At 45.7% G+C, this 14,983-nt stretch carries 7 protein-coding genes; 3 read left to right on the plus strand and 4 right to left on the minus strand.

The features are described from left to right. Positions 1-15: 15 nt before the first annotated feature. Positions 16-1,167 carry a glycoside hydrolase family 88/105 protein gene (locus LN893_RS02960; protein ID WP_229968138.1) on the minus strand — a complete coding sequence of 384 codons (1,152 nt, stop codon included), beginning with the start codon at positions 1,165-1,167 and terminating at the stop codon, positions 16-18. 405 nt (positions 1,168-1,572) lie between these two features. Between LN893_RS02960 and LN893_RS02965 the strand changes: the two genes are divergently transcribed. From LN893_RS02965 to LN893_RS02975, 3 genes are all read left to right on the plus strand, one after another. After that, positions 1,573-2,988: a glycoside hydrolase family 88/105 protein gene (locus LN893_RS02965; protein ID WP_229968140.1), complete on the plus strand. Its 1,416-nt coding sequence runs from the start codon at positions 1,573-1,575 to the stop codon at positions 2,986-2,988. Between the two features lie 255 nt (positions 2,989-3,243). Beyond that, entirely contained in the window at positions 3,244-4,701 is a 1,458-nt protein-coding gene (locus LN893_RS02970) for a glycoside hydrolase family 28 protein (RefSeq protein WP_229968142.1), read from the plus strand. Between the two features lie 46 nt (positions 4,702-4,747). Beyond that, positions 4,748-7,771 carry a DUF6298 domain-containing protein gene (locus LN893_RS02975; protein ID WP_229968144.1) on the plus strand — a complete coding sequence of 1,008 codons (3,024 nt, stop codon included), beginning with the start codon at positions 4,748-4,750 and terminating at the stop codon, positions 7,769-7,771. A 502-nt stretch (positions 7,772-8,273) separates the two neighbouring features. On the opposite strand, the gene LN893_RS02980 is transcribed toward LN893_RS02975, so the two are convergent. The 3 genes from LN893_RS02980 to LN893_RS02990 form a co-directional block, all read right to left on the minus strand. Next, complete coding sequence (locus LN893_RS02980) at positions 8,274-9,575, minus strand: GDSL-type esterase/lipase family protein (protein WP_229968146.1); 1,302 nt, start codon at positions 9,573-9,575, stop codon at positions 8,274-8,276. 343 nt (positions 9,576-9,918) lie between these two features. Continuing rightward, on the minus strand, positions 9,919-12,897 hold the full coding sequence (locus LN893_RS02985) for a glycosyl hydrolase 115 family protein (RefSeq protein WP_229968148.1): 2,979 nt from the start codon (positions 12,895-12,897) through the stop codon (positions 9,919-9,921). A gap of 362 nt (positions 12,898-13,259) precedes the next feature. Further along, complete coding sequence (locus LN893_RS02990; protein ID WP_229968150.1) at positions 13,260-14,948, minus strand: helicase associated domain-containing protein; 1,689 nt, start codon at positions 14,946-14,948, stop codon at positions 13,260-13,262. Positions 14,949-14,983 lie beyond the last annotated feature (35 nt).

A 14,983-nucleotide genomic window follows, 5' to 3' on the forward strand; every position in this document is an offset into this window, starting at 1 on the left:
AATTCAAAAACTAATTTACTTCATCCTTATAATTTCTGTACCAGCAAGCAGGAAACAACCAAGGCCATAGTCTTCGAAATCTGGTTTGCTGGTGTACGAAACTGGCTGCCCGTCTTTAGGCTCTTTGCCCGTACCCTGCACATAGCCCAGAAAGCCATTCGGATGCACAGCCTCCTTCTCCATCGCGTTCCATGCTTTTGCAATAGCTGGCTTATACATCTTTGGGTCAAGTAAACCATTATTAACCCCCCAAGCCATACCATAAGTAAATAAAGCAGTGCCAGTCGTTTCTTTTCCACCGAAGTGGTTAGGGTCGTGCAGACTTACATTCCAGAAGCCATCCTCTCTTTGCAGCGGCATCAGTGCCTCCATCATTTCCAGGTAAGTTTTCTCATACTCCTCGCGGTGCGGCGCATCTTTTGGCAGTGTATCTAACACTCTTACAAGCGCACCTACCACCCAGCCATTGCCTCTGGACCAGTAGCAGTCTTCACCGTTTGGCGCTTTGTAAGGCGGCACAAAATCAGCATCGCGCCACCAAAGGCCGTCTTCTGGGTTATACAAACCTCCGCCTATTTCCGTTTTAGAAGTGCTGTATAAGTCATACATTTTTGCATGATAAGCAGCGGCATCCTGTGGGTAAATCTCGCCTAACTGCGCATACAGTGGCATTGCCATCATCAGAGCGTCAATCCAGGTCCAGTCATCCGATTTGCTACTGTTCACCATGTTATCCACAGATGCTTTTATTGATTCAATTCTTTCTGGCTTCTGATCAATTTTATAAAGCTCTATATAAGTCTGCCCGCAGGTCTGGTAGTCGGCGTGACGCACATGGTCACCTCCTGTTAGGCCCCAATTATGCTTCTGCCCCCACTCTACAGCATAGTCGTAGTATTTCTGTTTTGGGTCTACTTCGTAGAGTTCCATTAACCCGATGTAGTAGATGCCACGGGTCCAGATATTGCTGGGGCGAGTTTTATTTGTAACAATCTCCTTACCTGGGTCTGGCCATTTCTGCATAAAATAATCATTGGCAAGGGTAAGAGTTTCGAGTATCTTACTCTTCTTCGGTAGTTTTTCAGTACCTACATCCTGCGTTTTACAGGCAAAGGCAAACAAACACAAAAAGAAGCTAATCCGAACAAATGTTTTACTGGTGGTCATGTGATTATTTATAATATACTGCTCTATAGTTAATATTGCCTCGTTAGCTGAACTTTGGAAACTATAAAGCTTTCATGGTTCCTTAAGATACAGCTAAAAGCTAACAAAGCACTTCTACTAAGCTAAAAGTAATTTACTTGTATTAGCCTTCTATCCTGCTCTATCCTGCAAACCACATGCGCGAACACAAGAGCTACATAATTAACTGTAGAGTTGTCAATGTCCTTCATACTATAGCAGCATATATTCTGCAGCTTCCAAGCTGGACAGTACAGGACAGCCAACATTCATTTTCTTACTATTTTGGATGATTGCCTTCTAGTGCAGTTAGAAGCAGAAACCTATTTGATGGAAAGCAATCGATGAGGTTCAAAAGAACCAGCACTAAACTAAAACACCAGCAGCATGAAAGCAGAAGCAACAGATTTTATTTCTGTTAAAGAAAAGCACAATTACTTAAACTATAACTTCAGGAAGGTCTTGCTTTCCCTTGCCTTCGTAGCAAATTGGCAAACGGCACAAGCACAGACAAAACCCATCAAAATTTCAGACACAAATACACCGCTGCACGCCATGCAGCCCGACTACCCTACACCATATGGCAACACGACAGTAGAAGATATCACAAAGGTACTCACAAGGGTACACACTTATTTAGACGCCGCCACACCTGCTCGTATGGTTGACAAAAAAACAGGAAAGCCAGTTACAGACTTAAAAAAACTGAACAGCGATGTTATTATAGAGCAAGGCGACTTTCGATTAACCAGCTATGAGTGGGGAGTAACATACGCAGGGATGTTGTTAGCTGGAGAAGCTACTGGAGATGCTCGTTTCACAAACTATACAGCAAAGCGCCTGAAATTCCTGGCTGATCTGGCTCCTTACTACCAGAACGAGCTTAAGAAAAACCCAAAAGCTGAAACGCCACTGCGCCAGGTGCTGTCACCCCATGCCTTGGATGACGCAGGCGCAATGTGCGCCGCCATGATAAAGGCTGGCCGTTACGGTGTCACAACAGCTGATCTACGCCCTTTGATTGATAACTACATAGACTATATCAGCAACAAGGAGTTTCGCCTGGCCGACGGTACATTAGCACGAAACCGTCCGCTGCCGAATACCATTTGGCTGGATGACCTGTTTATGAGTGTGCCAGCGTTGGCGCAGATGGGAAAGCTAACGGGAGAGCGGCGCTACTATGATGATGCTGTAAAACAGGTGGTCCAGTTTTCTGATCGCATGTTCAACAAAGAGAAAGGCTTGTATATGCATGGTTGGGTGCAGGGTATGGAGCCGCACCCGCAGTTCCACTGGGCACGCGCCAATGGCTGGGCAGTAATGACGTTAGTAGAACTGCTCGAGGTGCTACCCCAGGACCACCCTGGTTACCCGAAAGTTATGGCTCAACTGAGAGCGCATATACAAGGACTCGCGTCTTACCAGGCAGGTGAAGGATTCTGGCATCAACTCATCGATCGCAACAATTCATACTTGGAAACCTCTGCCACCGCAATTTATACTTATGCCATTGCCCGCGCCATCAACAAAGGCTGGATCGACAAGCAAGCTTACGGACCTATGGTGCTGCTGGCCTGGAACGCTGTAGCGACTAAGGTAAACGAAAAGGGGCAGGTAGAAGGAACCTGCGTGGGCACAGGTATGGCCTTCGATCCAGCCTTTTACTATTACCGCCCCATTAACGTGTATGCTGCACACAGTTATGGTCCTGTTTTACTCGCAGGTGCTGAAGTTATCAACCTGTTAAAAGGAAACAAACACGAAATAAATGATAGTGCAGTTCAATTCTCAGCCAAATAAAGTAAAAACTGTATATAAATTTAGTGGGTATTTGTGACTCATCTGGTGTTATGCTTTCATAAATAGCTTAGGTCTTTTACTCCCTTACTTTGACCTGATCAACTATAAACTCAAAACACCACCAGTTACTAACACTGCATTGGCAGTTCTAAAACCGACTTCAGCTCTTGAGAAGCACAGGATGGAGCAGGATAGAAAATCTAACACTAATGACGAACTTAGAGAGAACAGTAACCCTGTGCTTAAACAGAATTCATGAGATACTTTAAAAAGAAAACACAGCCTTTTGCTTTCCTTCTTGTTTTGTGCCTATTGGCTTCGGCTTGTACGGCTTTTAAAACTAATCCTGCTAATGACGATTTACCTAAACTAGCTTGGTTAAAAGAGGTGGGAGCTAAGAAAATGCCTTCCAGAAAAAAAGTATATGATGCAACAAAGTACGGTGCCGTAAACGACGGTAAAACACTTAACACTAAAGCGATTCAGGCAGCCATTGATGCTTGTGCAGCCAAAGGCGGAGGCATCATCACTTTTGAACCTGGCGACTACCTTTCTGGCTCTATCTATCTTAAAAAAGGCGTTCACCTGCGGCTAGACGAGGGAGTTCAGCTGTTAGGAAGCCAGAACCTGGCAGACTATCCTGAAATAGAAACACGTGTGGCTGGCATCGAGATGAAATGGCCTTCGGCGCTGATCAATGTGCTGGATCAGGAGAATGTGGCCATCTCGGGTAAAGGCGTGGTACATGCGCAGGGTAAGCCGTTCTGGGACTTGTACTGGAACATGCGCAAAGAGTATGAGCCTAAGGGGTTGCGCTGGATTGTGGATTATGATGCTAAACGTCCGCGCACACTACTGGTTTCTAAATCTTCTGATGTTACTATCAAGGATATCACCATGAAGCAGGCAGGCTTCTGGACAGTACACATTCTTTATTCAGATCATGTTACCGTTGATGGCGTTGTCATACAGAATAACATTGACGGCCACGGTCCCAGTACCGATGGCATTGACATTGACTCTTCCTCCTATATACTGGTGCAGAACTGCGACATTGACTGCAACGACGACAACTTCTGCCTTAAATCTGGCCGTGATTGGGATGGCCTAAGGGTAAACCGTCCAACAGAATACGTCCTGATCCGTGACTGTATTTCACGCGCGGGAGGCGGCTTAATAACTTTTGGCAGCGAAACATCGGGAGGCATCCGACATGTGCTGGCGCATAACTTGAAAGCTAAAGGAACAGGTGTCGGTATTCGCTTCAAATCGGCTACTACCAGAGGAGGAACAGTAGAAGAGATTTATATGCAGCAAATAGAGATGGATGGTGTAAAGGTTCCAATCGAAGTTTCTATGAACTGGAACCCGAGCTATAGCTATTCAACTTTACCCGAAGGTTACACTTTCGAAACGATTCCGCAGCACTGGAAAACGATGCTAAAAAAAGTAGAGCCAGAAGAAAAGGGCATCCCTAAGTTCAGAAATGTGTACATCTCCGACATCTATGTAAAAGATGCCACCAAGGCACTTTCTGCTGCTGGCATTCCGCAGTCATCTATCGAGAGTTTCCATCTTAGTGATATCAACATAAAAGCTAAAACAGCGGGAGAAATCACTTACGCCAAAAACTGGAAGTTTAATGATGTCGATATCGACACAGAAGATAACAGCAAAATTGAAGTGCAGAACAGCACAAACATCAATTTATAATATTCTTACTGTAGAATTTGCGATGCTAGTAACATTTCAAAAGATAGTGAAAAAGGCGTGGCAAATGCCTGCTGTACTAGCCTTCTGCCTGCTGCCACTCTCAGTACATCTTACGCTACACAAGGTGCAGGCACAAACTACTCCTGCTGTAGCAGCCTTGCCTGCCATCGATTTTTCGCATGCTGGCTACGAAGGCGGTGAAGGCGGTGGGGTTCAGATTCCTGATGTGCCAGCCGTACTTACTGTAAAACCGACTGGCAGCGACGACACCCGCTTATTACAAGCTGCCCTCGATCATATAGCTAATTTGCCTATGCAAGAGAATGGTTACAGAGGTGCGTTACAACTGGCAGAGGGAAAATTTCTGGTTGGTGGTCAGCTTCGTTTAACAGCAGGAGGTGTAGTTTTAAGAGGAAGCGGTGAAAGGAAAACAACTATAGTTGCCACGGGTAAAAACAGACGCAGCTTAATTGAAGCAGGAAATAACCAAGCGCCTAAACTCGATACAGCTATTAAAGTAACAGACGATGTAGTTCCTGTCGGAGGCCACACGCTTAGCCTGGAAAACGTTGAGGGGCTAAAGGTTGGAGATCAAATTGTGATAACGCGCCCCAGCACAAAAGAATGGATATCAGATTTGGGCATGGACACTTTGAAAGGCGTTTTTCCTGACCTGCGTTTCCATTGGACACCAGGCTCCAGAAACCTCATGTGGGACCGCACAATCACGGCTGTTAACGCTGCTGCAAAGAAGATAACCATAGATGCTCCCCTCACCACAGCACTCGCACATAAGTACGGCGTAGGTACAGTAGCAAAAGTAGCGGCAGAGGCACCTCTGCTGCACATTGGCCTAGAGAACCTGGTACTGGAGAGTGATTTTGACAGGAACAATAACAAAGACGAAGAACATGCCTGGTTTGCTATTGCCTTAGACAATGTACAGGATGCGTGGGTACGCTCTGTCACCGCACGTCATTTTGTTTCCTCGTCAGTACGTGTCGGGCCGCGGGCACGCAGGGTAACGGTTGTAGATTGCCAGAATGAACAGCCTATATCAGAAATAGGCGGCTACCGCAGGCACAGCTTTTTGGTAGAGGGGCAGCAGGTGCTGGTGCAGAATTGTACAGCCGATTCAGGAGTAAACGATTTTGCCATAGGCTTTACCGCTGCTGGCCCCAACGTGTTTCTCAACTGCACAGCCACCAACGCTCTTGGCGCCAGCGGCTCCTATGAAAGTTGGGCTTCTGGCGTTCTGTATGAAAACGTGCAAGTAGAAGGGGCTGATTTAAGATTGACTTATGACCTAGATCGGGTGCAGGCAGGCGGCTGGACGGCTGCCAACAGTGTGATCTGGAATTGCGAAGCGAAAGAGATTGTAGCAATAGGACCACCACAGGCACCTGTTGTTATCATCACCTCTTCTGCACCGCTTTATCGAAACCAACTTCAGAAAAGACTTGGCAAACAAGCGTTCGCAGAGATCATTATTCAGTCTGCTAAAGATGCTGGTACGGTAGCAGCAACAGCACAGGAGTTCGTACCAAAAGACATTCCTCCTGCCCCACCTGTAGCATCTAAAAAGAAACTCGCTCTACAACTAATAAACGGCCGTTTTGTAATAGGCGATAAAGCACTTTGGGGAGGTGCCGTAAACGATGCCTGGTGGCTGGGGCAAACATCTCCTAACAACGCACTGGATGCAGGTAGAAGTATAGTCCGCTTTGTTCCAGGGCGCGTTGGGCCAGGGCTGACCGAAAACCTGCCTGCACTCGCTGCCAGCGTAGCGGCACAAGGTACTCCTTTTTACCAAAGCGGTCCCGCCATCTGGTACGATCGCCGCCGCGACGACCACTCTATTATAGAACGTCCAGATGGCAATGTGTGGGCTGCATTTTACGAACTGCCCTGGGCACGCAGTGGTAAAGGAAAAGCTTGGGATGGTTTAAGCAAGTACGATGTTTCCACCTATAACTCCTGGTATTTCGAACGTATGCAGGAGTTTGCCCGCCTCTGTGATAAGCAGGGTATTGTGCTGTATCACCACTTGTACAATAACCACAACCTGCTCGAAACCGCCTCCCACTGGATTGATTTCCCCTGGCGGCCAGCTAACAACATTAATAACACAGATCTGCCAGAACCTCCTCCGCTGGAGCCTCGAGATCGTGTACACGTTGCTAATCAGTTTTATGATGCCTCCAATCCCAAGCTTCGTGCTTTACACAAGGCTTACATCTCCCATGTGCTAGATGAGTTAGGAAAGTATGACAACATCATTTTCGGGTTAAGCTTTCAATATTCTGGCCCTGTAGCGTTTCAGAAGTTCTTTCAGCAGACGGTAGCGGAGTGGGAGCAAAAGAATAACAGGAAGGTAAAGCTCGTGCTGGATACGAGCAAAAATGTAACTGATGCCATTCTCTCCGACCCTGAGCTGGCAAAGCAGGTGGCGGTAATAGATATGCGGTACTGGCATTACTTACCTGATGGCTCTTTATGGGCACCAGAAGGAGGACGAAATCTTGCTTTTAGAGAAATGCATCCGAAAGAATTTGGAGACCCAACAACGCCTGAGCAGGTATACCGACAAGTTCGGGAATACCACAACAAATATCCAGACAAAGCCATTGTGGCCTGGCACAGCGGAGCAGGTCCTATACCTACTCTAATGGCTGGAGGAGCCCAGGTGCTGATGCGCAACCCAACTGCCGGGCATGGCCAGGGCAGAACTGTAGATTCCCATCCGCTGGATAAGTTTGTGCAGCAGCATTTAGCAGATAAGTTAATGTATATGCAACCGCAGGACGGTATACTAGCCAACGCTGAAAAAAACTGGGTTTTGGCTGATGAAGCACAGAATACTATACTTCTATCCTCCTTACCTGGACAAGAAATGACACTCAGCCAGAAGCTCCCGAAGAAGAATTTCACAGGCTTGTGGTTTAATCCAGAAACAGGAAATACCCATTCTGCTGAACTACCTAAATCCTTGAAAAAAGGAACTACCATACAGAAACCAACAGCGGAACATTGGCTCCTGTTAATCAAAAAACAAGAAGAGCAGCTTTAAGCTTTTCTTGTCATAAGAGACTACACATCCAATGCTGTTGCTGATTGATAAATGATGTAGCTTAATAGTCACCTTAGCCTTATACCTCTAAAAGAGGAGCATCAAGCACAGATTAGGGTTCTTCATGATTACTTTTTAGGTTAATAACCTGTCGCAAGGATATTAAACAACCGCATCAGAATCGCTCTTCAAAACTTGTTGGTGCATAATCGATTTTTCGATGCCCATTTCAAGCCCGCGCAGTTCTACCAGACCGTGCAACTGACCAAGGCAGAATAGCCTGGGTTGGTAACTTTGTGCAGATCATCTGGTGTTCATGGTCGGGCGCATTCGTATATTTATGCCCCTTTCCTGCATCAGGAGCCCGAACTCCTTCATTACAGCATACATATCCACGTCCTCCTCCAGGTGATTGGCTTTATAGAAATTGCGGCCCCTGTAATTTCTATAAACTTTTCCACACAGGGAAAACTATTCTAACCCGTTCACATAACCGAATGCTTTAATTTCCGTCTGGTTTTTCTAAGCTTGCCGCAGGGCTTGGTGGCCAGTTAAAAGTTTCAAAAGCATCAGGACGAGTAGGATCGAAAGCAGGTGTATCTACAAGATAGTCTGCTAAACCGAGCTTATTAGCCTTGATGCCCTCCACCACTATTTTTGCAATCTCGTAAGCTCCGTAAGGATTAAAATGCGTGTTATCATTCAGATTCTTCTCTGGGTATATCACAAAAGCATTTTTAGAACCTTCTACTCCAAGAGCTTCATACAAGGCTGTTGTTTGGGCCGTAAGATCTATCAGCGGCACATTTTCTTCTGCTGCTACTTTTTTGGCAGCGTCTGGATACTCCCCGTGGGTGTTGTTCAGCCTCCCTTCTTCATTAAATGATCTTCGGGCGGTTGGCGTCAGGATAACCAAGTTTCCCCCTTTCTTTTTTACCTCTCTGGCAAACAGGCGCAGGCGCTCGCTGTACGATTTATAAGGACCGTCATTGGGTCCTTTCTCCTTTTCGTCATTATGCCCGAACTCTACAAACACATAGTCGCCAGGCTTTATCACGCTCAAAATCTTATCTAGCCTGTTGCTACTAATAAAGCTTCCTAAGGATAATCCAGACTCCGCATGGTTGGCGATAGCCACCCCTGATTTAAAAAATCGCGTAACCATCTGGCCCCAAGAAGCCCACGGTTCCTGTTCCTGATTTACCACGGTGGAGTTTCCTGCCAGAAAAACAGTTATTTGATCATCGGCTTTTTCAATCTCGATAGCATTAACAGCTGCTTTCAAGTCAAACTCAAAGGTGAGTTTGTTGTCCCAATCGAGCTTGGTCAGTTCCCTTGTCTTGAGCTTTACCTGATTTTCGTTATCAATCTTTCTGTCTTTGATGTGGACGATAAAGGTTTTTGTCTCAAACTGCCCGCGTTCCGTCTGCAGATCCTCTAGCATCAGGCGTCGGGATTCAGCTTTAACCGTTGTTCTCGTATCCCCCTTTCTATCGCCAAGCGTAAGGGTAACTTTGTAATTCCCCTCGGGCACCTTCACCGAAAAATAGAAGGGCTCGGTACTAGTAACAAAATCTCTTTTAAGGGGATCTTTCCCGCCACGATCCACATCCTGCACTTTCGTTCCGTTGTCAAACCCATACCCGATCTCATCTGTGTAGACATCCTGTGAGGAGATTTTAGTAAAGCCTTTAGCTACTTTCCCAGCACCAAAATCAAATTTGTAAGAGGTACTCTGCGCAAAGCCTACGCTGGTAAGTCCTAGTGCCAGTGCCAGCGTACCCAAAATGGTAACTGTTTTCATTCTTAAATTCTTATAGTTGATAAAGAACTAACATCACAGTAGTCATGACTGCATTCGTGTGTGTATCTAAATATGAAAAAGATTCTGTTGGTGAAGATCAAGCGAAAGTCATGGCTTCAGCACCAGCAAAATCTCCTACCTGCACTTTCCACTCAGTAATGAAGTTATACTTTTGCCTATGTCCTGTAGCAGGCTTCGGAGCCGCCACAGCAAAAAGCAGAGTCCCACACTAAACATGTAAATAGAAACAATTTTGCATCTATAAAAATACTCATTTGTAAACGGGTTTAAGAGTTTACATATAGAAGCATCTTCTGGAAAGCTTAACTTTAACTAACACTGATTACTTAAGCGTAACTTTTTCATGCGTCTGATGCAATGTCTCTGGAACAGTAGTATAAGCTTGTTTCAGCCCTCCCAGGTCGATGGTTATATTATCTAGCACCACTCCAGGATCCATCATATAAACTTTCAGGGTATGCTTTCCCTGGCTTAGATGCGGATATTTTATCTGCCGTTTCGCCTTGTTTGCAAGCACGTTTTGCTTCCACTCTTCGCTTCTGCCGAAAGTCTGAAAATCTACGACCTCTACAGGACCGTCATCAATAGAGACAGCATAACGCATGCTGTGCTCGCTAGTAACCGGATGCATGGGCAGTGTGGAAACCGTAATGGTAGGTGAAGCCGCTGTTAGAGTATAAAAATCATACGCCACAAAAGGTGCATTTTCTTTTAGCTCTCTCGTATCTGTTACTGGTTTTGCCTGCAACGGAACCGCCATCAACGATTGTCCCGTATGTCCCAGGCCTTCAACCAGCGTCCATTCTCTATTCTGCTGAACTTTCTTGTCGGTATAGTGCTCTGCATTAATAGAGACATAGCCATTGCTTTCAATAAACCCTTTATAAGTAGCAAGCGCAGGATCAGATGGATTGAACGCACTCACCTTTATCTTAAATGTTTTACCTGCCCCTTTCAAGGTAATGTATCCAGTAGGCTCCGCTCGTACAGGAACTTTACTCCAGTCGATACTTACCCAGATACGCTGCTGTTTCTGCCCAAAATCAGAACTTAGCTTTCCCTTCTTTTCTGAAAGCTTTATCCATTTATCAGAAGCTGTAGCCTTCCATGAAACTGAATTGCTGCCAGTCAGGAAAAGATCAACAAAGTAATCTTGGCTGCCCCACTCATAATATGTTGGCAGTGCAAGTTGGCTCGATGATGTAAGCGAAGAGTCTGCCATCACAAATCCTTCTGGCGCAACGCTCCATGTTCCAGAGCCACCGCTGTTTAGTTCAGGCAACACTGGCTCTTTGTAAACAGGCAGGTTGCGTGGCTTCATCGACATCATGCCATTCCACTTGCCATTAGCCAGTTGTTTGTTATAGTAATTTGTTTCCTCCACAATACCATCATAAGCTTGGCGGGAAAGTTCTGCGTAATCGCTGGAACTTGTCCGATTTTGTTTAGCATACAGGAGGCTTTTGTCGCGATACAGGAACTTCTTATTCATAAGGGATGCAGCCACTACAGGGTAGTATACCAACTGGTAAAAGGCATCTTTATCTGCCATCATGCTGCGGAGCGATTTTACCTCTTTCTCCAGTGCCTCATAGCGCTCCAAGCGTTTTTGTGCTTCATCGCCAAAGTAAAAATGGTTGTATTCCGTCAGAGTAGTTTGGGTTGTTGGCTCTGTTCTGCTCCAGCCCATAAATTCAGGTCGTCTTTCAAAAGCCAGATCGTAATATGCCCACAAGCTATTGCTTATAGCAGTTGCATGGATTTCTCCGAATGTCTCTTTTACCCAATTATGCAGGTGCTTTTTCACAAAGCTGCTTTCCTGAAAAGGCTCCGCATTATAGGCCATATCCATAAACAGGCTGATGCTGTACTCTAGCGGCTTTATGTCTCCCACATTCAGCACCCACAACTGGCGCGCCTGCATATGGTAGGCCTTCATCATTTCTTCCCATATCAGGGAGGGATGGGTAGAACTGAGCCAGAGGTAGTCGTGGGGTCGCCCCCAATACGAAGCATGATAATACACTCCCGACCCACCTGCTCGCAGCTGCTCCTGTGGGTTGCTCAGCCGGTGAATATAGCCGTAGTTGTCGTCAGGCCATACGATGGTGATATCTTCAGGAAGCTTCAGGCCCTGGTCATAAATATCCAGCACCTCTTTATAAGCCGTAAAAGCCTGCGGAACACTAGTTACATCTATGTTCACGTACTTTTTAAGCAGGTCGCGCTGGTTAGAGATGATTTGATCAACCATTTTGGCTGCCTCTTTTATGTTTTTAGCGCCTTTCATGCCGCTATCGTGTTCGCCTCGCATACCTAGGGTATATATGGCATCCTGCTTGGCAGCCTTTTGCACCCGCTTCTCCCAATAAGCATGAACAGATTCCTGATTGTTGAAGTAGTCAAAAGGCCCCATGGATTTAGAGTCCCATTCGTCCACGTTGTTACGCAACATAGGCTCAGCATGTGAGGTACCCACCACAATGCTATAAGCTTCGGCGACTGCTGTGTTACCAGGGTAATAAAAGAAGGCTTTGGTGCTGGGGTGCATAGCTGGCCAGATAAGATTGGCCTTCAGGCGAAGCAACAGTTCAAAGATGCGGGCATAAGTGTTAGGACCAACGTCTTTGATGTCTTTGTCCATATTCAGAGCGGCCCATGGCTGTAGTCCCCAGTCTTCGTCGTTCAGGAAAATACCGCGGTACTTTACTGATGGCGGCCCCTGCACCAGCTTGCCATTTGTTATATATAAGTTCTCCTGTTGCCTGGGCTGCACATCTGCCCACCAATACCAGGGCGATACGCCTAACCGCCGCGAGAGCTCGAACACGCCATAGGCAGTTCCACGTTTATCGCTTCCAGCAATTGCCAGAGCCTGCTTTATATTACCAGAAGGCTGATTTACCACTGCTATGCTGTAGCTTTCCCACTTTCCTCTAATGTCATCTATGTTTAGTTTATTGGCATCGATCAGTTTGTCCACCAGCTCAGACTGGCCGATGGTGCCGATAATAACTGGATAGCCTGAGATATCTTGTAAGCTGTTGCTACTCTCAACTACTGCCTTTCTGCTTGTTATACTTCGGATATCCTCGCTTAAAGCCTCTGCCGCAATACGAACGACTTCCGCATCATCTGCATCTATAAAAACAGGCGCAGCTTTAGCTTTATGAACAAGAGGAAAAGCATTACGCGTGGCTTCGACAGAAACCTTAAGGTCATTCTTAGAAAGGTCCTTCGACTGAAGGCTAAAACCTGTCAGAACATAAACTAAAATAAAAGGGATGCTTATTCTCTTCAAAACCTGTTGCTTATGTGTAGTAGGATGGCTTTACAACTTACCTTAGCGACTTCTTAGTTTTAGCGATAAATGAGTAGCAGAGGTTACTTTTGAGAAGCCTCTCCTATTTACACTTTAGAATTTATTTTACCCTTGATTTTGTTCCAAAGCAGCCCCTCTGTTACATTCGATTATTTGCACAAGATAGGCTGCCCCTACTGACTTACCGATAGCTAGATTCGTATTTGTTCATCACTATCAAAACAGAACATCATATCGTTATCGGTCTTTCTAAAACATGAGGAAGCTCTGAGAACTACTCCCCCTAATGTAAGCTCATGCCACCCTTACAACCTACAGTTTACCTATTCAGAAATATTAAGCTAATTGCTATTTGCCGCCTTCTCAGGTGTAAATTTATAACCCCAGTCAAACCCTAACGCTTCCAACAGCGCGACACGCTCTGGTTCAAGATGCGCTTTATCAACTCGTATCCTACTGGTCCACTTTCCTAGCTTAGGGTCCTCCTTCCATTTTACAGGAACCCGCGTGTGGCCGTGCTCCTTTTTGAACGCCACCAAACGGTCATACATAACCTCCCATGGCAATACGGTTCTTTTGCTCAGGTTCCAGTCAAAACCAATCTCATTCAGCAGCTCTGTTTGTGAAGAAGCCAATGTTATTTTGTTCGATTTTACTCTGTAAACCCACGCAGCCAGTTGCGGATTTGGTTTCCACAGGAAGGGAACACGTGTATAGCCAAACTGCTTTTTGAAGTCAATCAGGGCATCGTACATCTGCATCCAATATCCTTCCTGTACACTCCATGGAAACCTGATATCATGAAGTCTTTCAATACGGTCTTGCGACAGTTTGCCTTTGTAGAAAAGTTTTCGCTGCAAGCTGGTCCAGCGCTGAAGCGCAGGATCTATTTTAAGAGAAACCTGAAAAGTGCCGTGCACCTGCATATAAGCCTTTAGCTTTTCAAACTTACTTTCCCACTGGGTATTATGAGCAGATTTCAACTGTTGTTGCGTGTTTCTGCTCCACACAAAATCCAGGTTTTCAAGCTTCTTCTTTTTAACTGATCCGAGTTTGCCTTTTGCTTCCAAGGCTCTTTGCGAAGCAACCCATGTACCTAACTGTTTGTTCTCGCTAAAACTAACTGGGACGAAGCTATGGCCGTGTTGTTGGTGGTAGGCTTGCAGTTGTTCGTATTTCTCATCCCATTTTCTCTTTTTGATCCCTTCGCAGCTCCATATAAACCCAATCTCATCCAGCCTCTTTTCACGTCCGACTGATAACAACTTATTCTTTTTGGCGAGTCTTTGCCTTTCGATCCAGCTTACAAGCTTTTTATGTTTACATGGTACTCTGCAGTGGCCATACGTTTTGTGAAAGGAGGCCACCTTTTGGAAGTATAGCTCCCACTGAGACTCATATACGTCTTTTATGCTCCAGACAAAGTTAAGCGCACTTAGTTTCAGCTTCCGATCTTCCCTTATTTTGTCTTTAGCATACATCTTTCGCTGCATCATTACCCAATGCGCAAGCTGTTTATCTTTTGCCCAATTTTGAGGCACCATACTAAGCCCAAATGTGGTGTAAAAGTCTTTTAGCTTCCAGTACATTTGCTCCCACCGATGATCCCTGCTGATGGGCATATCCCAGTAAACGCCCAGGCTGTCCAGCTTCTGAAACTGGTCTTCAGAGAGGTACCTTCTGCCAAGAACTTGCCTCACCAACCAATCTTTTAAATCTTCATGCTTCTGGTCTGTGGGCAGGCACGAGTGTCCGTGCGTTTGCACAAACTCTGCAAGCTGCCTATACATGGTGATCCAGGAGAAATCCTTTTCTTCAAAACTAAAACGAAGCGCTGCTAACTCCACTTTGAGTTCATTCGGCAGCATGTGGCTGATGCGTCGTTGAATACTAACCCACTGCGCCAACTGGTCATCAAGACTAGCATCAATAGGTTTACCCTGCTTGCAAAGCGCTTCCAACTTCTGATAATTATGACTCCATACATTCAGAAAGTTTTCGTCAAACAACTTCTTCTCTACACTTGCCATATAGTTTGTTTCTCCAGTTTTTATATTGCAGAAGA

This window comes from Pontibacter harenae (genome assembly GCF_020907245.1).
In the GTDB taxonomy this organism is placed as follows: domain Bacteria; phylum Bacteroidota; class Bacteroidia; order Cytophagales; family Hymenobacteraceae; genus Pontibacter; species Pontibacter harenae.

What these genes read in the sequence shown, in the direction of transcription:
- LN893_RS02980 (WP_229968146.1), bottom strand. Translation starts at nt 9,575, where the DNA reads ATGAAAACAGTTACCATTTTGGGTACGCTGGCACTGGCACTAGGACTT.
- LN893_RS02990 (WP_229968150.1), bottom strand. Translation starts at nt 14,948, where the DNA reads ATGGCAAGTGTAGAGAAGAAGTTGTTTGACGAAAACTTTCTGAATGTA.
- LN893_RS02970 (WP_229968142.1), top strand. Translation starts at nt 3,244, where the DNA reads ATGAGATACTTTAAAAAGAAAACACAGCCTTTTGCTTTCCTTCTTGTT.
- LN893_RS02965 (WP_229968140.1), top strand. Translation starts at nt 1,573, where the DNA reads ATGAAAGCAGAAGCAACAGATTTTATTTCTGTTAAAGAAAAGCACAAT.
- LN893_RS02960 (WP_229968138.1), bottom strand. Translation starts at nt 1,167, where the DNA reads ATGACCACCAGTAAAACATTTGTTCGGATTAGCTTCTTTTTGTGTTTG.